This is a genomic window from Mycobacterium neglectum (assembly GCF_002591975.1).
Taxonomy (GTDB): Bacteria; Actinomycetota; Actinomycetes; order Mycobacteriales; family Mycobacteriaceae; genus Mycobacterium; species Mycobacterium neglectum.
Genome location: NZ_NVQE01000010.1, coordinates 70,319 through 89,867 on the forward strand (window position 1 = coordinate 70,319; position 19,549 = coordinate 89,867).

21 protein-coding genes are annotated in these 19,549 nt (G+C 65.5%); 5 read left to right on the forward strand and 16 right to left on the reverse strand.

The genetic code is table 11. The features are described from left to right. Nucleotides 1–38: 38 nt before the first annotated feature. From CSQ99_RS10520 to CSQ99_RS10530, 3 genes are read right to left on the reverse strand one after another with little or no spacing between them, the layout of a single operon-like run. Entirely contained in the window at nt 39–437 is a 399-nt protein-coding gene (locus CSQ99_RS10520; RefSeq protein WP_099038995.1) for an Rv3143 family two-component system response regulator, read from the reverse strand. Nucleotides 438–454: 17 nt separating this feature from the next. Then, nucleotides 455–988, reverse strand: coding sequence for a YceI family protein (locus CSQ99_RS10525; protein WP_099038996.1), 534 nt, complete (start codon nt 986–988; stop codon nt 455–457). 11 nt (nt 989–999) lie between these two features. Next, on the reverse strand, nt 1,000–1,398 hold the full coding sequence (locus CSQ99_RS10530) for a nuclear transport factor 2 family protein (RefSeq protein WP_099038997.1): 399 nt from the start codon (nt 1,396–1,398) through the stop codon (nt 1,000–1,002). 53 nt (nt 1,399–1,451) lie between these two features. Between CSQ99_RS10530 and CSQ99_RS10535 the strand changes: the two genes are divergently transcribed. After that, a complete protein-coding gene (locus CSQ99_RS10535) occupies nt 1,452–2,081 on the forward strand; it encodes a class I SAM-dependent methyltransferase (RefSeq protein WP_099038998.1) in 630 nt (209 codons plus the stop codon). Between the two features lie 52 nt (nt 2,082–2,133). On the opposite strand, the gene CSQ99_RS10540 is transcribed toward CSQ99_RS10535, so the two are convergent. The 11 genes from CSQ99_RS10540 to CSQ99_RS10590 all read right to left on the reverse strand — a co-directional run bounded on the left by CSQ99_RS10540 (nt 2,134) and on the right by CSQ99_RS10590 (nt 11,934). Next, nucleotides 2,134–2,472, reverse strand: a complete 339-nt coding sequence (locus tag CSQ99_RS10540) for a DUF6285 domain-containing protein (RefSeq protein WP_099038999.1) — start codon at nt 2,470–2,472, stop codon at nt 2,134–2,136. Continuing rightward, entirely contained in the window at nt 2,469–3,428 is a 960-nt protein-coding gene (locus tag CSQ99_RS10545; RefSeq protein WP_099039000.1) for a phosphotransferase family protein, read from the reverse strand. The genes CSQ99_RS10540 and CSQ99_RS10545 overlap by 4 nt, the downstream gene beginning before the upstream one ends. Beyond that, on the reverse strand, nt 3,425–4,663 hold the full coding sequence (locus CSQ99_RS10550) for an acyl-CoA dehydrogenase family protein (protein ID WP_099039001.1): 1,239 nt from the start codon (nt 4,661–4,663) through the stop codon (nt 3,425–3,427). Before CSQ99_RS10550 ends, CSQ99_RS10545 begins: the two co-directional genes overlap by 4 nt. Before the next feature lie 14 nt (nt 4,664–4,677). Then, the gene (locus CSQ99_RS10555; RefSeq protein ID WP_099039002.1) at nt 4,678–5,289 is read right to left on the reverse strand and encodes a TetR/AcrR family transcriptional regulator; all 612 of its coding nucleotides are present in this window, start codon (nt 5,287–5,289) and stop codon (nt 4,678–4,680) included. A gap of 1 nt (nt 5,290) precedes the next feature. Continuing rightward, a complete protein-coding gene (locus CSQ99_RS10560; RefSeq protein WP_099039003.1) occupies nt 5,291–6,199 on the reverse strand; it encodes a hydroxymethylglutaryl-CoA lyase in 909 nt (302 codons plus the stop codon). Then, nucleotides 6,196–7,401: a CaiB/BaiF CoA transferase family protein gene (locus tag CSQ99_RS10565; RefSeq protein WP_099039004.1), complete on the reverse strand. Its 1,206-nt coding sequence runs from the start codon at nt 7,399–7,401 to the stop codon at nt 6,196–6,198. Before CSQ99_RS10565 ends, CSQ99_RS10560 begins: the two co-directional genes overlap by 4 nt. After that, on the reverse strand, nt 7,398–8,579 hold the full coding sequence (locus CSQ99_RS10570; RefSeq protein ID WP_099039005.1) for an alpha/beta hydrolase: 1,182 nt from the start codon (nt 8,577–8,579) through the stop codon (nt 7,398–7,400). The genes CSQ99_RS10565 and CSQ99_RS10570 overlap by 4 nt, the downstream gene beginning before the upstream one ends. Then, nucleotides 8,579–9,670 carry a homogentisate 1,2-dioxygenase gene (locus tag CSQ99_RS10575; RefSeq protein WP_099039006.1) on the reverse strand — a complete coding sequence of 364 codons (1,092 nt, stop codon included), beginning with the start codon at nt 9,668–9,670 and terminating at the stop codon, nt 8,579–8,581. The genes CSQ99_RS10570 and CSQ99_RS10575 overlap by 1 nt, the downstream gene beginning before the upstream one ends. A 77-nt stretch (nt 9,671–9,747) precedes the next feature. Further along, nucleotides 9,748–10,137, reverse strand: coding sequence for a nitroreductase/quinone reductase family protein (locus CSQ99_RS10580; RefSeq protein ID WP_099039007.1), 390 nt, complete (start codon nt 10,135–10,137; stop codon nt 9,748–9,750). A 13-nt stretch (nt 10,138–10,150) separates the two neighbouring features. Beyond that, nucleotides 10,151–11,323, reverse strand: a complete 1,173-nt coding sequence (locus CSQ99_RS10585) for an acyl-CoA dehydrogenase family protein (RefSeq protein ID WP_099039008.1) — start codon at nt 11,321–11,323, stop codon at nt 10,151–10,153. 53 nt (nt 11,324–11,376) lie between these two features. Beyond that, on the reverse strand, nt 11,377–11,934 hold the full coding sequence (locus CSQ99_RS10590; RefSeq protein ID WP_099039067.1) for a TetR/AcrR family transcriptional regulator: 558 nt from the start codon (nt 11,932–11,934) through the stop codon (nt 11,377–11,379). A 274-nt stretch (nt 11,935–12,208) separates the two neighbouring features. Between CSQ99_RS10590 and CSQ99_RS10595 the strand changes: the two genes are divergently transcribed. Continuing rightward, nucleotides 12,209–13,186, forward strand: coding sequence for an esterase family protein (locus tag CSQ99_RS10595; RefSeq protein WP_099039009.1), 978 nt, complete (start codon nt 12,209–12,211; stop codon nt 13,184–13,186). A 96-nt stretch (nt 13,187–13,282) separates the two neighbouring features. Continuing rightward, entirely contained in the window at nt 13,283–14,281 is a 999-nt protein-coding gene (locus CSQ99_RS10600; RefSeq protein WP_099039010.1) for an acrylyl-CoA reductase family protein, read from the forward strand. A 77-nt stretch (nt 14,282–14,358) separates the two neighbouring features. Here CSQ99_RS10600 and CSQ99_RS10605 read toward each other — a convergent pair whose 3' ends face one another. Both CSQ99_RS10605 and CSQ99_RS10610 read right to left on the reverse strand, forming a co-directional pair. Then, the gene (locus CSQ99_RS10605) at nt 14,359–15,570 is read right to left on the reverse strand and encodes an acyl-CoA dehydrogenase family protein (RefSeq protein WP_099039011.1); all 1,212 of its coding nucleotides are present in this window, start codon (nt 15,568–15,570) and stop codon (nt 14,359–14,361) included. A gap of 46 nt (nt 15,571–15,616) precedes the next feature. Beyond that, nucleotides 15,617–17,023, reverse strand: coding sequence for an acyl-CoA dehydrogenase family protein (locus tag CSQ99_RS10610; protein ID WP_099039012.1), 1,407 nt, complete (start codon nt 17,021–17,023; stop codon nt 15,617–15,619). Nucleotides 17,024–17,192: 169 nt separating this feature from the next. Between CSQ99_RS10610 and CSQ99_RS10615 the strand changes: the two genes are divergently transcribed. Both CSQ99_RS10615 and CSQ99_RS10620 read left to right on the forward strand, forming a co-directional pair. Further along, a complete protein-coding gene (locus CSQ99_RS10615) occupies nt 17,193–19,076 on the forward strand; it encodes a CHASE3 domain-containing protein (RefSeq protein ID WP_099039013.1) in 1,884 nt (627 codons plus the stop codon). Nucleotides 19,077–19,157: 81 nt separating this feature from the next. Continuing rightward, nucleotides 19,158–19,544 (forward strand): LytR/AlgR family response regulator transcription factor, encoded by a 387-nt coding sequence (locus tag CSQ99_RS10620; RefSeq protein ID WP_099039014.1) that lies wholly within the window; start codon nt 19,158–19,160, stop codon nt 19,542–19,544. The last annotated feature ends 5 nt before the right edge of the window (nt 19,545–19,549 follow it).

Genomic DNA, 19,549 nt, shown 5'->3' on the forward strand with positions numbered 1-19,549 from the left:
TGAATGGGCAAGGGCGACAGCGCTTTTAGTGCCTGCAGTTACTGCACAGGCGTGCGCAGCAGCGATACCACAGCATCGCCAAGCCGAATCGGGTCGATCGGATGGGGAACCGCGGCCTCCGCACGCGACCAGCTGGCCAGCCAACGGTCGTCCGGTCGTCCGGTGAGCACGAGGACCGGCGGGCAATCGGCGATCTCGTCTTTGAGCTGTTTGGCGATTCCCATGCCGCCTACCGGGGTGGCCTCACCGTCGAGGATCACCAGATCGAAACCGCCCTTATCCATCTGCACGATCACCATCGGACCGGTTGCGATCTCGACGTACGTCAGTTCGGGCAGATCCGGGTGCACGCGCTTACCGAGCGCGAGCTGCACCTGCTCTCGAGTCCTGGGATTGTCGCTGTAGACGAGGACCCGAAGCGGCGATGGCTCGACCATGCGCCCGATCGTACGGGTTAGCCGGCGTGCCGGAACACGATGTCGCCCGAGATCGTCACGTTGTCGCCGATCATGCCCATCATGTTGCCGTCGACACCGAAGTCCTGGCGATTGATCGTCGCCTGTGTCGTCAGCCGCATTCCGCCGTCGCCGACCGGTGTGACCTTGGCCTTCAGCTCGAGCGGCTTCGTGGTGCCCTTGACGGTCACTTGCGCACGCAGCCCGACAGTGTCGACGTCGACGGCATCCGCGGCGGTGACGACCACACTGATGTCGGGGAACCTGTCGGCTTCGAAGAAGTCAGCGGAGCGTAGATGCTCGTCGCGCTTGCCTATGCCCGTGCGCAGCGATGCGGCCTTGATGTCGATGCGGCCGAAAACCGTTTGGGGGGCGGTGACTTGGCCGTCGCCAGTGAATTCGGTGAAGCGGACCTTGACGGGCATTGCGCCCCAGAAGGACTTGCTCTTCACCGTGACGGCGGATTGATCAGCTACAGCGGTCCATGCCCCGCCTGATGCTGGATCGCTGAAAAACTCGCTGAGGCTTGCCATATCGTCTCCTGTCAGTTCGTCGACTCCAGCAGTGGGGCCATCTCTGCCGGATCGAAGTACTCGTCGATGCGGGTGATCAGCCCGTTGGTGCCTACCTTGATCACGATGCAGACACGCATGTGGATCGATCCGCTGTTCCGTCCGTTGGCGTGCAGGATGTGCTGCTGCACGAAACCACCGTCGAAGAACTGGCGGTCGAGGATCTCGTAGCGACGATCGGTGGTCGCATTGATGAACCAGTCGATGACCCGTGCCGCCCGCTCTTTGGCGCTGTCCCTGGTGTCGCCCGAGTGCCAGACCAGCACGTCGTCGTCGAACAGCCCCTTCACCGTGGCGATGTCACTGGCCGCGATCGCACCGAACAGCTGATCGGCGACATCAACGATCGCACCGGAATCCGTGACCGACATTTCCTGTGATCTCCCTTGACCTAAAGCCAGGTTGAGGTAGAACCCTGGATTTCATGGATTCCACACCAACCTTCTCCCGATTTGACGACGTCTACAAGACCCGTACAGCACCGTGGGTGATCGGCGAGCCGCAGCCCGCGATCGTCGGCCTCGAACGTGCTGGCCTGGTGCACGGCACGGTGCTCGACGCCGGATGCGGAACCGGTGAGCACACGATCTTGCTTACCCGGTTGGGCTACGACGTACTCGGCGTGGACGCAGCGCCGACCGCGATCGAGCGGGCCCGCGAGAACGCGGTCGCCAAGGGGGTCGACGCTCGCTTCGAGGTCGCTGACGCTCTGAACCTCGGTGCGGGTCGGCGCTACGACACGGTCATCGACAGCGCGCTGTTTCACATCTTCGATGACACGGATCGTGCCGAATACGTCGCGGGCCTGCATGCCGTATGCGTGCCGGACGCGCTGGTGCATGTGTTGGCGTTGTCCGACAAGGGCCGTGGATTCGGGCCTGAGGTCAGTGAGGCGGTGATTCGCGACGCGTTCGGCGACGGCTGGGCGCTTGAGGCGCTCGATGAAACCACCTATCGCGGAGTTGTCCAGGAACCGCACGTCGAGGCCATCGGCCTGCCCGTCGGTTCGGTGGTCGACGAGCCGGCCTGGCTCGCCCGCGCCCGCCGCCTCTGAGCGACTTCGGTGCCCAAACAGTCGCTGAGCGGTCGTATGCGCACCGAAATCGCTACGGCGAGGCATAGCCGGGGTGGGCGACATCGAGCCGGCGCCGCACGATCGTGCGCAAGGCTGCCAATACGTCGTCGGGCCGGTCGTCGAGGTCGCCGGCGCGGATGGCCATCGCGAGCTCGTCCTCGTCGGCGTAGCCCAGGCGGCCGAGCGCAGCGGCGACGTCGTCGGCGGGCCCGTCGAGCAGTTCGCGCTCGACAACGCGCAGCACATTGGCGGCGACGCGGGCGTGGAAGTTGACCGGGCCTTCAATTGCCCCGCGCACCTCGTTGTCGAGAAAATCGGCGACCGCTGCGATCAGTTCGGCCGCCGTCGGCCGACCGTACAGCCCGCTCATCGGGGACCACCTCCCGTCAGCAGATCCACAACATCCCATTCGGTTTCGGCGACGCGGCGACCGATCGCGGCCAATTCGACCGAGGGCGTCTGACCCGACAGATGACGTTCGGCCTGGAATCGGCAGATCACACCCCACCGCAGCGTGGCGACGGTCAGCCACCACCGGAAGACGTCGCGATCCAGCTCGGTGCCTGCCGCCGATTCGTAGGCAGACAGGAAACTTTCGATGCTGCCCAGCCCACCCGCACCGAGGTCTTCGGGTGCGCCGAAGCGCCACGCCCGGATGCAGAACCAAGCCAAGTCCTCGTACACCTCGCCGGTGTACACCAGCTCCCAGTCCAGGACCGCCGCCAGCCCGCTCTGGTCGACGATCACATTGCCCATCCGAAAGTCGCCGTGCACGAGCACGTGCGGCGACGGCGAGGGGCGATTCGCGGCCAGCCAGCGAAACGCCCATTCGAACGTCGCTGTCGTGTCACCCATTTCGTCGAGCCGGTCGCGCCACTCGCTGAGCTGGTCGGACTCGCTCAGGCCCAGGTCGGCGGGATCCGCGCGGTGGATGTCCGCCAGCGCCTGCGCGCACTGGCGAAGCAACCGGTCACGGCCGGCGTCGTCAAGAGTTCGGTAGATCCGCCTGACGATCGTCTCTCCGGCGATCGCATTGCAGATCAGGTACGGATTACCCAGTGCGGCAGCGGAATTATCGGCAGTCACGATCTGGGGGACAGGAGCGCCTGCGGCGGCCGCACGCTGTTGCACAGCGGCCTCCAGCTCCATGCTCGCGTGCACATCGTCCGGCGGTCCGGTGCGGAGTATCAACGCTTGCCGCTCATCGGTGACGGCGTCGAACGCCCACGTGGTCCTGCTCGCCCCGCCGGTCAACGTCCGTAGATTCTCGACGACGACACCCTCGCCAAGCGCGGGGCGGAGCACTGCCTCGAGCTGGTCCTTCACCTGCGCCCGAATCCGAAGAGCCGCTGAGCCACCCGTCGGATCTGGATCTCCTCGGCGCCCTCGGTGATCCGGTAGCGGCGGTGGTGTCGGTAGATGTGCTCGAACGGTTGGTGACGGCTGTAGCCGACGCCCCCGAACACCTGCATCGCGCGGTCGGCGGCGTCGCACACCAACCGATTGGCGCGGTAGTTGGCCATCGACACCTTGTCGGAGACCTCCATGTGGTGGTTGCGGTCCAACTCCGCGGCGGCGAACCGCACCAGCAACCGCACCATCTGTGCCTCGGTCTGCAATTCGACCAGTGGCCACTGCACGGCCTGGTTCACCGCCAGTGGCTTGCCGAATACCTTGCGTTCGTTCGCGTATTCGACGGCGCGGTCGATGCAGTACTGGGCCGCACCGAGGCTGCTGGCGGCCTGCCGGATCCTGTTCTCGTGCAGGAAGGTCTGACCGACTTCGAGGCCGCGATCCAGTTCGCCGAGCACCGCGTCGGCCGGTACCCGGACATCTTTCAGCTCGACCTCACCATGGTCAGTCGGCATGTTGAACGTCCACCAGTAATACGGCACCGTGAATCCGGGTGTGTCGGTCGGCACCAGGAACGCCGTGATGCCGCGGGCCTGGCCCGGCTCACCGGAGGTGCGGGCGAAGACGAGGTCGTGAGTGGCGCGGTGCACGCCGGTGTTGAACCGTTTTGCACCGTTGATGACCCACTCGTCGCCATCTCGCACAGCCGTGGTCTCCAGCCAGGTGGCGTCGGACCCGTGGTTGGGCTCGGTCAGCCCGAACGCCATCGACCGTTTGCCGGTCAGCATGGCCTCGATCCAGTCGGCCTTCTGTGCGTCGGTACCGAACCGGTCCATCATGATGACCTGGGGAAAGTTCCCGACGATCGACGATTCGTCCTGCAGGTCGTTGTGCAGCCCGAGTCCCTTATGCGCCAGATGTTCCCGGATGACAGCCATGTCGATGTTGCTTCCGTCCCGGCCACCGAACTGCGAGGGCAGGCCGTAGCGCAGCCAGCCCGCGGCATCGGCGCGCTTGCGCATCTCACCCAGCAGGTCTTCCCACTCCCGGCGTGGGATGCCGTCGTTGTCCCAGTCCGTGCGGGCGTACTCGCGGCGCTGGTCGAAATACTGCATGTTTTCGCGTTCCAGCGGCTTGATCTCATCCTCGATGAATGTGTCCATCTCGGCGAGCAGGCCCGGAAGGTGTTCCGGGAGGGTGAAATCCACGTGATCTCCTTTGATCAGGACCCGTACAGGGTCTTCTTCCAGATCCTCGACAGCGTGGCGATTGCATCCTCGTCCCCGATCTCGAGCCCGAGACCGGATGTGCCGACGAATACGGTGGTGAAGTTCTCGAACAGCAGCGCGATCGCCGCCGCGGTGTGTTCGGGATCCAGTTCCGAACCGTAACCCTGTTCCTGGGCTCGGCGCACGGAGGCGGCGACGATATCGATGCCGAAGCGCCGGAACTCGTTCTGCACGGCGGCGAAACGCGGCTGGGTCGCGGCCAGTTGGGCGACCGCGATCATGATGCCGATGTTCTGCTTGAACATGTTCCAGTAGCCGGTGACCACAGCGCGGAAGAACGTGTCGTCCTCCGGTGAGTCCGGCAGGTGCACGCTCAACCCCGAGGGTGCGACCACCTCGTGCAGAAAGGACTGGGCGAGGACGGCCAGCAGATCTTCCTTGTCGGCGAAATAGCGGTAGAACGATGCGGGCGACTTTCCGGCCGCCGACGTGATGTCACCCAGCGTGGTGCCGTGAAAGCCGCGCTCGGCGAAGAGTTTCCGGGCGGCCTGTTGGAGGGCATCCCTGGTCTGGCGGCCCTTGGCGCTCAGCGTCTCGACGGGCACGTCACTCGCCGAGTATTCGGTCGCCGGCGCGCAGCAGTGAGCTCGGTAGGCCGTGCCCGACGGCCTTCTGCGCGACGCGGGCGGCGGCGATGGCGGCCTGCAGGTCGACGTCGACTCCAATCCCGCTGTCCCGTAACAGGTAAACCAGATCTTCGGTGGCGATGTTGCCGCTGGCGCCCGGCGCGAACGGGCAGCCGCCGAGACCGCCGATCGAAGCGTCAAGCCGGGTGATACCGGCGGCGACTGCGGCGTATGCGCTGGCCAGGCCGGCGCCACGGGTGTTGTGGAAGTGGGCGCCGAGCGGGATGTCGCCGATCTGGGGGCGAACCAGCGCGACGAGGTCGCTGACTCGACGCGGTGTCGTGGTGCCGATGGTGTCGGCGATCGCCAGGCGGTCGGCGCCGTTGACGCGGGCCGCCGTCACGATGTCAAGGACGCGTTGCGGTCGCGTCGGGCCGTCGAAGGGGCAGTCCCACGCGGTGGCGATGATGACCTCGACACTCACGCCGCTGTCATGGGCGATCGCGACGATCTCGGGTATCTGCGCGGTGGCTTGGGCGGTGGTACGTCCCACGTTGGCGTGGCTGTGACCGTCGGCAGCCGACACCACAAACTCGATCGAGTGCAGGCCCGCGGCGATCGCGCGTTTGGCGCCGTTGGGACTGGCCACCAGCGCCGAGAATTCGATGTCGGGAAAATTGTGCAGCTCGGCGGCGAGTTCGGCCGCGTCGGCCAGTGCTGGCACCTTCGACGGAGAGACGAACGCCGTCGCTTCCATCTCCCGCACCCCGGTGGCGGCGACGGCGGCGAGCAGTTCGAGCTTGGCCGACAACGGGATCGGGTCCTCGATCTGCAGTCCGTCGCGCAGCGAAACGTCGCGAATGTCGACATGTGTCGGTAGTGCGGTCATAGGACGCCCTCCTCACGCAACGTGGCCAGCTCGGCATCGCCGCGACCGAGCAGGCCGCCATAGATCTCGTCGTTGTGCTGGCCGGGCCGGGCCGACCCGGCGCTGCGAATGGTCCCCGGCGTGTCCGAAAGCACCGGTACCACCCCGGGGCCCTTGACGTTTCGTCCGATGCGCTCGTCCCAGTGGTCGGCGATCATCCCGCGGGCCTGCAGCTGTGCATCCTCGACGACCTCGGCAACGGTGTTTATCGGTCCGCTGATCACCCCGGCCTCCGAGAGGGTGGCGATGATGTCGGCGGGCTGGCGGGTGGCCGCCCAGTCGCCGATGATCTTGTCGAGCTCATCTTGATTGCGTCCGCGGGCAACATGATTGGCGAACCGGTCGTCGGTGGCGAGGTCGGGTTGTTCCATCGCGGCGCACAGTCTGCGGAAGACGGTGTCTTGATTGGCCGCAATGACGACCCAGCTGCCGTCGGCGGTCGGGTAGATGTTCGATGGGGCGATGCCTTCCAGGCGGGTACCGGATGGCCCGCGTATCACCCCGCCCACGTCGTAATCTGGAATCGTGGATTCCTGTACAGCCAAACAGGATTCGGTGAGTGCCGCGTCGACGACCTGACCCTCGCCGGTGACTGAGCGCCGATAGAGCGCGGCCAGTGCGCCCTGGGCGGCGAACATCCCGGCCAGGCTGTCACCGAGCGACAGTGCGAGTCGCGGGGGAGGTCCGCCGGGGAACCCGTTCATATGACGCAGGCCGCTGGCCGCCTCGGCGACCGAGGCGTAACCGGCCTTGTGCGCTTCGGGCCCGGTCTGCCCGTAACCGGAAACCCGTACCAGGATGATGCCCTTGTTGCGTTGATGTAGCACGTCGTAGCCGAGGGCCCACTTCTCCAGCGTCCCGGGACGGAAGTTCTCCACGATGATGTCGGAGCGCTCGACGAGATCAAGGAAGAGCTCACGTCCCGCGGCCTCACGCAGATTCAGCGTGACCGCTTTCTTGTTGCGCGCGTGCACCGTCCAGAAGAAGTGGTGGCCGTCGAGCTCCGCCTGGCCCCACGTGCGCAACGGATCCGGAGCGCCCGGCGGCTCGATCTTGATGACCTCCGCACCCATATCGCCGAGCAGCCGACCCGCGAACGGCCCGGAGATCAGCGTGCCGACCTCGATCACCCTGATGCCGTCAAGCGGACCGGTGACACTCATTTCGAGAACCCGTGCCTGTGCAGCCAGTCCGTGCAGATGCCAACGGCCTCGCGCAGCGTGCCGCGCTGGTCTGGCCCGGAGTAGTAGTGGTTGGCACCGGCGATCTCGTACATCTCCTTGTCAGGATGCCCGATCGCACCGAACAGCCGCTGGGTGTGGCTGGGTGTACACGCATCGTCGGCCAGGTTGCCGACGACCAGGGCGGGCACCGCGATGTCGGGGCCGGCGCGCACTGCGTCCGCGTTGGCGTCGTCGTAGCTCCACTGCGACAGCCAACTGCGCAGTGTGCAGAATCGGGCCAGGCCGACGGGGCTGTTGTTCACCACCGCAGGATCGCCCAGATAGCACTGTCCCGGGGTGCGATCGTTCGGATCGACGGTCGGGTCGAGCCAGCGCGGATCGGCCATGGTGCCGTGCACGACGAACGCGAACTCGTCCTCGGGGCGGCCGTCAGCGGCCAGTTTCGCTAGTTTGTCTCTGACCCACTTGGTGATTCGGCGATTGCGGTCGATCTGGGCGGCACGGTAACGCTCCAGGAACTCGGCGGAGTATGGCGGCTGGTTCGGGTTGTCCGGGTTGTACAAATCCAACTCGGGGTCACGCTTTGACGGGTCGGACTCGTCCAGAATCGACGCGTCCAACCACTCGGTCATCGTGCCGTGGCGGCTGACGTGCGCGGCGAGCAGCATGATGCCGTCGGCTGGGATCAGGCCGAGCTTGGTGAGGTCGGGGCCATCGCCGGACGGGCTGGCCGTCACGGTCGGGTTCTGTGCCTGCTGCTGGTAGAACACCGAAAGCGAGCCACCGCCGCTCCAGCCCGCGAGAACCACCTTCGAATAACCCAGCCGGTTCTTCGCATCCTTTATGCACTCGCCGAGATCCTCGACCACCTTCTCCATCAGCAGAGCGGAGTCGGTGCCGCGGAAGCGGCTGTTGCAGTAGATGACGTGATGTCCCGCGCGGGCGAGCGCGTTCATCATCGGTAGATACGCCCCGCCTCCGATGGGATGCATGAAGACCAGCACCGTATCTGATGGTTTGCCCTTTGGCCGCAGCAGGTGGCTCTCGAGTACGACGAGTTCGGCGACACCGCCGTACACGTCACGAACGCCTGAAGTGTTCTGGTAGGCAACCAGATACGGGATGCGGTCGTACTCGTACTTGACGGCGGTGGTCACTAGTGCTGCCCTAGGTCGTTCGCCAGTATTTCGTCGGACGGGATGAGCCTGCGTCGGGTGTCGATCGCGATCACCGACCAGTCGACCTTGTCGTACTCGTCGAACTTACGCCGGGCTCGCTCGCGCGCCTTCTCCGGAGCTCCGTGGTGAACCCCTTGCGGCGCATGCGATACCAGGCCGGGAGGCATCGGTATGCCGTAGAGCGATCCGCCGTGGAAGAAGGCGATCTCGTCGAAGTCGACGTTGCGGTGATACCAGGGTGTGCGCTCGGTGCCGGGCACGCCCTCGGCGGGCTTGGGTAGGAAGTTCATCACGTAGACGCCGGTCGCCTCCATGAACAGGTGCACCGTCGGCGGCAGATGCACGCTGTTCGAGGTGACCACGTTGTAGTCGTCGATGTTGAAGGTGAAGGCGAAGTTGTCGCCGCGCCAACCTTCCACGTCGAGCGGATTGTGTTGGTAAAAGAGCGTCGTCGGGCCACCCTGATGGATCAGCCGGACCTCGTACTCGTCGCGGCCGTCATCGTCGATGGGTCCCGGCTCGGGAATGACGGCTTGCGACGGGTCGAACGGGAAATGGCGTCCCAGGTAGCCCGGCGGCGGCACCCGGAACTCGTCGGTGGCCTGGATCATCAGCAGTGTGGTCTCCTCGTCGGGCACCTGACGGAAGGTGCACGCCTTCGGGATGTAGACCCAGTCGCCCTCGCGGTAGCGCAGTGGCCCGAACTCCGTCTCCAGCAGGCCGGATCCCTTGTGCACAAAGCTGAGGAGGTCTCCGTCGACGTAGCGGACGAAGAACGGCATCGCCTCGGTGCGCCGCGACAACATGACGAGGCAGTCGGCATTGCTGAACATCAGCAGCGGACCGCCCGCGGCGTCGCTGGCATCGCTGGGCTTGAGCTCCGACGACAGCACGTCGACGGGCCGCAACGGGCCGACGGAGCGGTACGCCGTCGGGTCATGGCGGCGATACATGTTCGCGGTGCGGCCGGTGAAGCCGCCGCGCCCGAGTTCGTCGTCCTTCAGGCCGTCCAGGTCGGCATGCAGGCGCAGGGGAGTGCGGCCTTTTCGCAGGTGAACAAAGGATTCCATGGTGTCTCCATCGACAAATGGGCGATCCAGACTGAAGCCAAACTAAAAATGATATTAGTTTTACTTTTGGGCTGAGGTCAACCCTTCAGATCCACCCGAATGGACAGCAGATTGGTTCCGAAGGTCCGCACGCCGAAGCTGTTGAACTGCGGCAGCGATTGCAACCGCGCGTGCGGATCGTCCTCGGGCACCAGGTGGGCGGTGCCGCTGTGCCACTTGCCATTCAGCCTGACGCGGACCTTCGGATCGGCCTGGATGTTCTTGACGTACTGCGACTTGTCGCCGAATTCCGAGACGAACCAGAACTGATCACCCTCGCGGCGTCCGCCGAGCGGTGTCCGGCGCGGCTCCCCGGACTTGCGCCCGGTCGTCTCCAGCAGCGTCTGGAACGGCATCAACCGCATCATTCGGTTGGCGACGTTCTTCTGAAAGACCTTCGTGATCCGATCGCGTAGATCGTCGGCCATATGTCCCCTTCGGTTAGACCATTGCGGTGCGCGAGACCTTCATACCCAGTGTGAGCGCACCGGCGAGTTCGCGACTGGTGTCGTAGTCGAACACCACGTGACCGGCAAGGACGTCGACGTCACGCTTGATGCGCTGCAGCGGGTTATCGGCAAAGTGCGCGCTGGCGCCGGATGCCTCGAGCAGGGTGGCGATCACGATCCGCGATTCGCGCACGATGTGCGCGGCCGCCATGCGGGCATCGGCGCGCACCGCCCGCGGCACGGGTTGACCTGAGGCGACGACAGTTTCGATGTCGGCGACGGTGTCGGCGAGCAGCCCGCGCAGGGCACGCAGTCGGACTCGCGCCTCGCCGAGCCGAGCTTGTGCGAGGGGTTTGTCCTTCTGCGCCACGCCCTCGTACGCGAGGATGCGCTCGCCGAGCCGATCGGCGTAGATCTCGGTGACGCGCTCGGCGCTGCCCAGCGCGGGCATCGCAGCCAACAGCGACAAGGCCGGCACCATCGGCCAGCGGTAGGTGTCGGCGTCGTGCAGCCCGGCGCCCGGCGCGGTGCCCGAGTAGATGTCGGCGACCCGAACGAGCCGGTGGTGCGGGACGAACGCGTCGGTGATGACGACGTCATTGGATCCAGTGGCCCGCATGCCGTCGGTGTGCCAGACGTCCTCGATGCGGGCGTCAGAGATGGGCAGCAGTGCCATTGCCGGATAGATGGCAGCCGGATCTTCGTCGGGGCCGCACAGCGCGCCCACCATGACCCAGTTGCCGTCCATCACGCCCGTCGCCCATGACCACCGGCCTGTCAGCCGAATGCCATCGCCCGACGGAACCCCTCGCCCCGTCGGCGCCAGGGGCGCGGGCGCGAGGAACGGACGCGTTGCGAACGCCTCCTCCTGGGCGCGCTCGTCGAAAAGGGCAAGCATCCAGTTGTGCAGCGCGTAGAAACCGATGGTCCACGCGCTCGATGCGCAGCCGTGCGCCATCCGCCGGACCGGGTCGAGGATTGCGGGAAATTCGGCTTGCTGGCCGCCGAAACGGGCAGGCTTCAGCAGATCGGCGAAGCCCGACGTGGTGAGGTCGGCGATGGTCTCGGCAGGTAGCCGGCGGATCTGCTCGGCTTCCTGCGCGCGCTCGGCAAGTCGGGCGACAAACGCAGGGGTGATGGCCGGGCTGGCCGAGACCGCGGTCATGGCCGCGACGCTACCATACTATTTAGTACGGAAACCGGACCGCCCGACGGAGATCATTGCGTCAGCATGATGTCCAGGAACCGTTCCCGCCGCGCAGCACCCCGGGCGCTGGGCTGCGGACCGGAGAGATGCAAGAAGCCGATTCCGACCGCAAATGTCGCGGTGGCGCGCAGATCGGCCTCCTCGGCGTCGAACCCGTAATCCAGAAATGCCTGGCGAACGGCGAGGAGTACCCGGCGGTCCGCGGCGCGCACACTCGCGGCCACGGCCTCGTCGGTGCGCGCCCACTCGCGCATGGCGCGCTCGAGCGTCCAGTGACGAGCGTCCACGAGGGTCGTCATCATTTGCGAGAGTCGCTCCCTCGGGGGGACATTTGTGGATGTGCCGAAGTGGCTCCGTTCCTCGTCCCGCGAGGCGCCCCACGCGTCGACGAGCGCGATGCGATAGCTGGCGATATCGGCGAAATGCCAGTAAAAGCTACCTTTCGTCACCCCTAGGCGGCTGCACAGTCGGTCCACCTTGAGCGATTTGATGCCTTCTTCGGCAAGTACCTCATAGCCCGCCTGGATCCAGTCATCCACGGCCAGGCGGTTGGCACGGGACTTTGCCATGCCCAGCAGCCTACGGTGCGGAGGGGCGGTCACATAGCCGCCAGCGCCAAGCGCAATGTTCACAGGAAACGCGCCGACGACGTCGATCGGGCTTTCTCCCGTGCTGGTCACATGTTTTACTGCACACGCGACAACTGAAATTTTCTCGGTCCGCTCAATGGCCACCGGGCTCAGTAGAGCGGGCTCGACAGCGCAGTGACACCATGCTGCGCTGTCGATGGCGATCGCTCGATCGTGGGAAAAGCGGAAACCGGAAGATGGATGGGTTTGCAGTATGAGCTTCATTGACAAGTTTCGAGGCCCCTGGGCGCGCCGCCTGACGATCGCTGCGGCAGCGGCGGCTCTGCTGCCGGGCGTAGTGGGCCTCACCGGGCAGTCACCGACCGCCGAGGCGTTCTCCCGGCCCGGCCTACCGGTCGAGTACCTCATGGTCCCCTCGCCTTCGATGGGCCGCGACATCAAGATCCAGTTCCAGAAGGGAACCGGGTCGAAGGCTGTCTATCTGCTCGACGGCCTGCGCGCCCGAGACGACTTCAACGGTTGGGACCTCGAGACCCAGGCGTTCGAGTGGTTTTTCGAAACCCCGTTGTCGATCATCATGCCGGTCGGAGGCCAATCCAGCTTCTACACCGACTGGTACGCACCGGCATGCGGCAAGGCCGGCTGCCAGACCTACAAATGGGAGACGTTCCTGACGAGCGAGCTGCCCCAGTGGCTGTCCGCTGAAAGGGGCGTGTCCACGACGGGTAACGCCGCCGTCGGCCTGTCGATGGCCGGCAACTCGGCGATGATTCTCTCGGTCTATCACCCCCAGCAGTTTGTCTATGCCGGGTCGCTGTCGGCGTTCCTGAACCCCTCCGAGGGCCAGTGGCCGTTCCTGATCAACATGGCGATGGGTGACGCGGGTGGTTTCAAGGCCAACGATATGTGGGGCCCGACCGAAGACCCGAACAGTGCGTGGAAGCGCAACGATCCGATGATTCAGATCCCCACGCTGGTAGCCAACAACACCCGCCTGTGGGTCTACTGCGGCAACGGAACGCCCAATGAGCTGGGCGGCGCGAACCTGCCCGCTACGTTCCTCGAGGGCCTCACGATCCGGACCAACGAGACGTTCCGCGACAACTACATCGCCGCGGGCGGCAACAACGCTGTGTTCAACTTCCCGGCCTACGGCACGCACAGCTGGGAGTACTGGGGTCAGCAGCTTCAGGAGATGAAGCCTGATCTGATCTCGCACCTGGGTTCGTAGCGACTATCGCAAGGTCCCCGACACTCGGCTTGCCCGGGTGATCGGGGACTTTTGCGTTCCCCTACCTTCGGTGTGGGCCCAGATGAAAGGAGTTCCATGTCTGAAGTCAATGCGTTGGTCGCACACCAGGACGCCGAAGGCTCCATCACGCTGCAGCACGAGGTCGTCGACGCGTCCTTCCTGCCGGACGGCGACGTACAGATCGCCGTCGAGTACTCGGGAATCAACTACAAGGACGCCCTCGCCATCACGCCCAAGGGCGGCGTGGCGCGCGAGTACCCGCTGATTCCCGGCATCGACGTCGCGGGAACCGTGACCACGAGCTCGTCCTCAGAGTTCGCCGTCGGCGACCACGTCGTCGCCCACGGGTACGACATCGGCACCGGCCGCCACGGTGGCTATGCCGACACCGCGCGCTACCCGGCTGAGTATCTGGTGAAGCTCGACGAGTTGACGACGGCGCAGGCTGCCGCCATCGGCACGGCGGGGTTCACGGCAGCCATGAGCGTCAACGCGATTCGCGCGGCGGGAGTGAAGCCGGCCGATGGCCCGATTCTGGTCACCGGCGCGACGGGCGGGGTGGGCAGCGTGAGCGTCGATCTGCTGGCCGGCCTCGGCTACGAGGTGGTCGCCTCGACGGGCAAGTCCGACGCCCATGACTGGCTGATGGCACTCGGCGCCAATCAGGTGATCGGCCGGCTGCCCGCCGAGGGGGAGAAGGTTCGGGCGCTGGGCAAGTCGCAGTGGGCAGGCGTTGTCGACAGCGTCGGCGGCGACACGCTCGCTTACGCGTTGAGCACATTGAATTACGGTGGCACCGCCGCGATTTCAGGCCTCGCACGATCGGCCGACCTGCCGACGACCGTGATGCCGTTCATCCTGCGGGGTGTCACTCTGGCGGGGATCGACTCGGTGCTGCTACCGATCGACGCGCGCCGCGACGTATGGCGTCAGCTCGCAGGCGAGCTCAAGCCACGCCACCTCGACGAGATCACCAAGGACGTCTCGGTGCTCGACGCCCCGCACACGCTGCGCACCATCATCGGCGGCGGCGTCACCGGCCGGACCCGCGTCGTCGTGCACGACGGCTTCTGAGCTCCGCCGAACGTGGGTTACCCGCACGCAAAATGCGCCCAGGCCGTGTATCAAGCCCACACTCGGCGAAAAGGAACCTACTTCAGTTCGGACGACGACAGACCCAGCAGTCGTCGAGCCACCACCAGCTGCTGAATCTGCTGTGTGCCCTCGAAGATGTCGAGGATCTTGCTGTCGCGGGCCCACTTCTCCAGCAGTGTCTGCTCGGAATAGCCGACGGTGCCTGCCAATTCGACGGCCTTGAGCGTGATATCGCTGGCGACGCGGCCGGCCTTGGCCTTGCCCATCGACGCTTCCTTGGAGTTCGGGATGTTGTTGTCGGCCTGCCACGCGGAGCGCACCATCAGTAGATACGCCGACTCCCAATCGGATTCCATCCGCAGAAACTCCGCGGCGGGCGCGCTCTGTGCATGCGAAGGCTTGTCGTAGGAGATCTCCACCCCGGCCTCGGTGAGCGTTTTGCGCAACTCCTCGAGTGCGGCGCGGGCGATGCCGACGGCCATCGCCGCCACCACGGGGCGGGTGTTGTCGAAGGTCTCCATCACCCCGGCAAAGCCCTTCTCCCGGTGGATCTCCGGGCTGCCCAGCAGGTTGGCTTTGGGGATACGCGCGTTGTCGAAGCGAATCACCGCGGTGTCGGAAGCCTTGATGCCGAGCTTGTCTTCAAGGCGCTCGACTGTGACGCCGGGGTGTTCGCGCGGCACGATGAACGACTTGATCGCCGGGCGGCCCAACGACTTGTCCAGCGTCGCCCAGACGACGATGTGGGTGGCCCGCGATCCCGCGGTGACGAAGATCTTCTCGCCGTTGATGACGTACTCGTCACCATCCTCCTTCGCCGTCGTCGTCACGGCCGCAGAGTCGGAGCCGAACCCGGGTTCGGTGATGGCCATCGCGGCCCACACGTCCTTGCCGAGCCCGTCGAGCTGTTCGCGAGTGGCGACGCTGGAGATCGCGGCGTTGCCGAGGCCCTGGCGCGGCACCGAGAGCATCAACGCGACGTCGCCCCAACTGATTTCCATCACGTTGAGCACGGCCGACATGTTGGCGCCGTTGTGGTTCGTGTCCTTGGCCTCGCCGGCCGCGAACGCTTCGGCGCCGGCGAAGGCGATGGCGTTGGCCTGTGAAATGCCCTCGAAGAGGGTGGCCAGGGTGTCGAGCTCGACCGGATACTCGTGCTCCCGCAGGTCCCACTTGCGCGAGATCGGTCGCAGCATCTCGGCGGCGCCGTTGTGCGCCATGTCGATCACTGCTTCGAGCTTCTTCGGCAGTTCCAAATTGATTGCCATGATTCGACTTTCGGTAAGAGGAAAGACTACTGGTCAGATGACTCCGCTATATGACAACGACGCCCTCGGCGACACCGATCGCGCGCAGATCGCGATACCAGCGTTCAACTGGGTGCTCCTTGGTGTAGCCGTGGCCGCCGAGCAGCTGCACACCGTCCAATCCGATCTGCATGCCCTTGTCGGTACCGAGTCGCTTGGCCAGCGCCGCTTCCCGGGCGAACGGCAACCCCTGATCGGCACGCGACGCCCCGCGCCAGGTGATCAACCGAAGACCATCGAACTCGATTGCCATGTTGGCGCACATGAAGGCGACTGCCTGCCGGTGCGCGATCGGCTCACCGAATGCGTGGCGCTCCTTGACGTATGGCACCACATAGTCGAGCACCGCGTGCGCCGTGCCGACCGCCAGTGCCGACCAGCCAAGGCGAGACAGGGCGATGGCTTCCGAATAGTCGGCTTCGTCGGCACCGTCCTCGCCCAGTCGCGCTGACAGCGGCACGGTGACATGGTCGAGCTCGATCTGTCCGAGCGCCGCGGCCCGGATACCCATGCTCGGATCCGGCGTTACGGTAAGGCCCTTCGACGATGATTCGACGATGAAAAGGGCTGGCTTGCCGTTGAGTTGTGCCGCCACGATCAACAATTCGGCGTCTGCGGCAGCGGGCACCAATGATTTGACGCCGTCGAGTCGATAGCCACTGGGGGTGCGCACCGCCGTCGTCTTCAGCGCGGTCGGGTCGAATAGTGGGTGCGGCTCAGAAATCGCGACGCACGCCTGCGGCACGCTCTCGCCGGCGAACTCCTTCAGATAGGTCGCCTGCTGATTCGCACTGCCCCAATGGGTGAGCGCCGATGCGACGCCGGCGGGCGCCAGGATGGGCAGCGCAAGGCCCATGTCCCCGTAGGCCAGTGCCTCGGCCACCAGCACATTGGTGACCGCGGCGCGCTGGGCGGCGATTCCTTCGAAGTCCTCAGGGACGTTGATAGCCGTCACGCCGAGCTCGGCGGCCTTGGCGACCAGATCTGGGGGATAGGTCGCGGAGTGGTCGGAGTCGTGGGCCGCCGGTCGCATCACTTCCTCGGCGAACTCGCTGACCGTGTCGACGATCATCTTCTGTTCGTCATCGGGAGTCAGATCGAAGTAGTCGGCACCGCTCTTCTTCAGCCGTGTCGGCCCACCTTGGGCACTGGACACGCGTTTGAACTGACGGTTAGCCGCGCCGGCGACCGAGAACACCTGCTTGACGCCGTACTTGAGACCGCGATTGAGCGGATCGCGAAGGTTGTAGCGGTCGAGGAACTCTTGGCCGACCAGCGGCGTGACGAGGGCCAGGCCCACGTCGGTCGCGGTGCGCTTGTGGCTGCGCTTCCCGACGGCGCTTTCCTTGCCGTCCTTGCCTGCCCGCTTGGGCCGCGGGGTGGATCCGTTTTTCGACGGCAGGGTATTGGTCATTTCAACTGCCTCGCTGTGAAGGGTGACGTTCGCATTCGCGGAACTGACTCCAGAGTAAGGTATGCGAACTGACTCGCGAGTAAGGTTGCTCGGTTTGTAGTGCAATTCACACGTTCGCCGCCGGGCGGCATACTCGTATCTTTGATCCCGAATTCCGAGGTGGGCCGGTGTGCGAGGCGGATTGATCACTCGGCTGGTCGTGGTGACCGTAGCGCTTGCCGTGATCGTCGCCTCGGCCTTCGTGTTTCTTCTCGTCGCAATGTCGGGGGTGGACCATGCCAGGGCCGTCGCCGTGAACTCAGCGGAGGAGGCGTACGCGGCGCGCGATGTGCGCCGGGCGCTGGGCGACATGGAGACGAGCGAGCGCGGCTACCTCATCACCGGGCAGGAGAGCTTCCTCGCCCCGTGGCAATCTGCCAGGCAACGGATTGCAGAACGACTCACAAAGTTGCGATCGATCGTCGACGACCCCGAGCAGGCGGCGCGTGCAGAGCAACTCGAGCGTGACGGCCTGTCCTATCTCAACGACTACTCCGTACCCCTCGTCGATGCCGCCCGTCGCGGCGAGCCCTGGGTGCGAAGCCTGCCGACGAGCGTTGAAGGCAAGCAGCGGATGGACGAGCTTCGGCGCCTGCTCGACGATTTCCTGTCCACGGAGTACACCTTCAGCTCCGAACGGCAAGCCAAGGCGGACAACCTTTATCGGCGGGCGACCATCGTGGCAGGCGTCGGACTTGTGCTGTCGATCGTAGTCACCGGGGTTAGTGCGGTCTTCCTGGCGCGCGGGGTCGTGAGCCCGGTTCGGCGCACCGCCCGGATGGCAGAGCGGCTGGCAGCCGGCGACCTGGAAGCGCGTGTACCGCAGACCGGCAACGGCGAAATCGGGGTGCTGGAGAAGAACTTCAACTCGATGGCTGAGTCGTTACAACAGAACCGCGATGAGCTGGCCCGGCTCAACGACCAGCAGAACGCTCTGCGGCACGTCGCGACCCTGGTCGCGGAGGGCAGGCCGTCCGACGAGGTCTTCGCCGCCGTCGCCACCGAGGTCGGATTGTTGACGGGCTCCGATATCACCAGACTCCTGCGGTTCGAGTCCGATGGCGACGCCACGGTCTGCGGGACGTGGGCGCAGTTGCGCGACCCGGTGCCGATGGGTGCGCGCATCGCTATCGGTACCACCGTCGCCGCGCACGTACGAGCGACCGGCACACCGGCGCGTCGTACCGAGGTGTCGCCGCCGGATCTGCCCGACGGTACCTACTGCGCGGTTGGCGCACCGATCATCGTCGGGGGAGCGCAGTGGGGCGCGATCACGGCGCTTTCGCCGATCGACCGGGTTCTTCCGGACGACACCGAGACGCGGATGGCGGAATTCACCGATCTGGTCGGCACCGCGATCGCGAACGCACAAGCCCGGACCGACTTGATGGCGTCCCGCGCCAGGATCGTGGCGGCGGCCGACGAATCCCGACGGCGTATCGAACGCGATCTGCACGACGGCATCCAGCAACGGCTCGTCACCCTCGCGTTGAAATTGCGCACTGTCGACGTCGATCTCCCGCCCGAGGCGACGGAACTGCGGGAGTCGTTGGCGGCGGTTCGTGCCGGTCTCGTGGAGGCCGTCGAGGAGTTGCGGGAAGTAACCCGCGGTATCCACCCGGCGATCCTGTCCGACGGGGGCCTCGGTCCCGCGTTGAGAACCTTGTCCCGCCGGTCCAGCGTGCCGGTCGAGTCGGACCTGCACGTCGGCGATCGCCTGCCATCGACCGTCGAGGCGGCGGCGTACTACGTGGCGGCAGAAGCGATGACCAACGTCGCCAAGCACGCCGGCGCATCGTTCATCGACCTGCGTGCCATGGTCGCGGAGGACGTTCTGCTCATGACGATCCGAGACGACGGAACCGGCGGCGCGGACCCGTCCAGGGGTTCGGGCCTCATCGGTCTCATCGACCGGGTAGAGGCGCTCGGCGGAACCCTGGCCGTCGACAGCCCGGAAGGCGCGGGCACCACGTTGCGTGTTGTTCTCCCGCTCGACGACCGACAAGTGCGCTGAGAGCCAGGGGTTGTTAGCCGGTCTGACGAATTGCAGCTAGCTGCAATGCCTCGAGGCTTGGTCGCCGGGCAGACTCGAATCATGCAGAAAGGGGTCGAGGCATTGCGCTGCGTCATCGTCGATGACAACCCGGAATTCCTCGACACAGCAGCCAATCTCCTCGGCAGGCAAGGGATTTCGATCGTGGGCGTCGCCAAGACCAGCGCCGAGGCGCTGACATGCGTCCAAGAGCACAAACCGGACGTCACCCTTGTCGATATCAAGCTCGGCGGCGAAAGCGGATTTCACCTGGCCGAACAGATCGCCCGCGGCGTGGTGCAATCGCCGGTGATCCTGATCTCCACCCACTCCGAATACGAGTACGGCGAACTGATCGCCGCCAGCCCGGCGCTGGGCTTCGTCCCGAAAGAGGATCTGTCGCCGGAGCAGATTCGACGGTTGCTCGAGGCGGCCGGGCCGCGAGCATGATCGGT

Bases quoted from the DNA above. Each gene is read 5' to 3' on its own strand.
- CSQ99_RS10520 (WP_099038995.1), bottom strand. From the start codon at position 437: ATGGTCGAGCCATCGCCGCTTCGGGTCCTCGTCTACAGCGACAATCCC.
- CSQ99_RS10525 (WP_099038996.1), bottom strand. From the start codon at position 988: ATGGCAAGCCTCAGCGAGTTTTTCAGCGATCCAGCATCAGGCGGGGCA.
- CSQ99_RS10530 (WP_099038997.1), bottom strand. From the start codon at position 1,398: ATGTCGGTCACGGATTCCGGTGCGATCGTTGATGTCGCCGATCAGCTG.
- CSQ99_RS10535 (WP_099038998.1), top strand. From the start codon at position 1,452: ATGGATTCCACACCAACCTTCTCCCGATTTGACGACGTCTACAAGACC.
- CSQ99_RS10540 (WP_099038999.1), bottom strand. From the start codon at position 2,472: ATGAGCGGGCTGTACGGTCGGCCGACGGCGGCCGAACTGATCGCAGCG.
- CSQ99_RS10560 (WP_099039003.1), bottom strand. From the start codon at position 6,199: ATGACCGCACTACCGACACATGTCGACATTCGCGACGTTTCGCTGCGC.
- CSQ99_RS10565 (WP_099039004.1), bottom strand. From the start codon at position 7,401: ATGAGTGTCACCGGTCCGCTTGACGGCATCAGGGTGATCGAGGTCGGC.
- CSQ99_RS10575 (WP_099039006.1), bottom strand. From the start codon at position 9,670: ATGGAATCCTTTGTTCACCTGCGAAAAGGCCGCACTCCCCTGCGCCTG.
- CSQ99_RS10580 (WP_099039007.1), bottom strand. From the start codon at position 10,137: ATGGCCGACGATCTACGCGATCGGATCACGAAGGTCTTTCAGAAGAAC.
- CSQ99_RS10585 (WP_099039008.1), bottom strand. From the start codon at position 11,323: ATGACCGCGGTCTCGGCCAGCCCGGCCATCACCCCTGCGTTTGTCGCC.
- CSQ99_RS10590 (WP_099039067.1), bottom strand. From the start codon at position 11,934: ATGGCAAAGTCCCGTGCCAACCGCCTGGCCGTGGATGACTGGATCCAG.
- CSQ99_RS10595 (WP_099039009.1), top strand. From the start codon at position 12,209: ATGAGCTTCATTGACAAGTTTCGAGGCCCCTGGGCGCGCCGCCTGACG.
- CSQ99_RS10600 (WP_099039010.1), top strand. From the start codon at position 13,283: ATGTCTGAAGTCAATGCGTTGGTCGCACACCAGGACGCCGAAGGCTCC.
- CSQ99_RS10605 (WP_099039011.1), bottom strand. From the start codon at position 15,570: ATGGCAATCAATTTGGAACTGCCGAAGAAGCTCGAAGCAGTGATCGAC.
- CSQ99_RS10610 (WP_099039012.1), bottom strand. From the start codon at position 17,023: ATGACCAATACCCTGCCGTCGAAAAACGGATCCACCCCGCGGCCCAAG.
- CSQ99_RS10620 (WP_099039014.1), top strand. From the start codon at position 19,158: ATGCAGAAAGGGGTCGAGGCATTGCGCTGCGTCATCGTCGATGACAAC.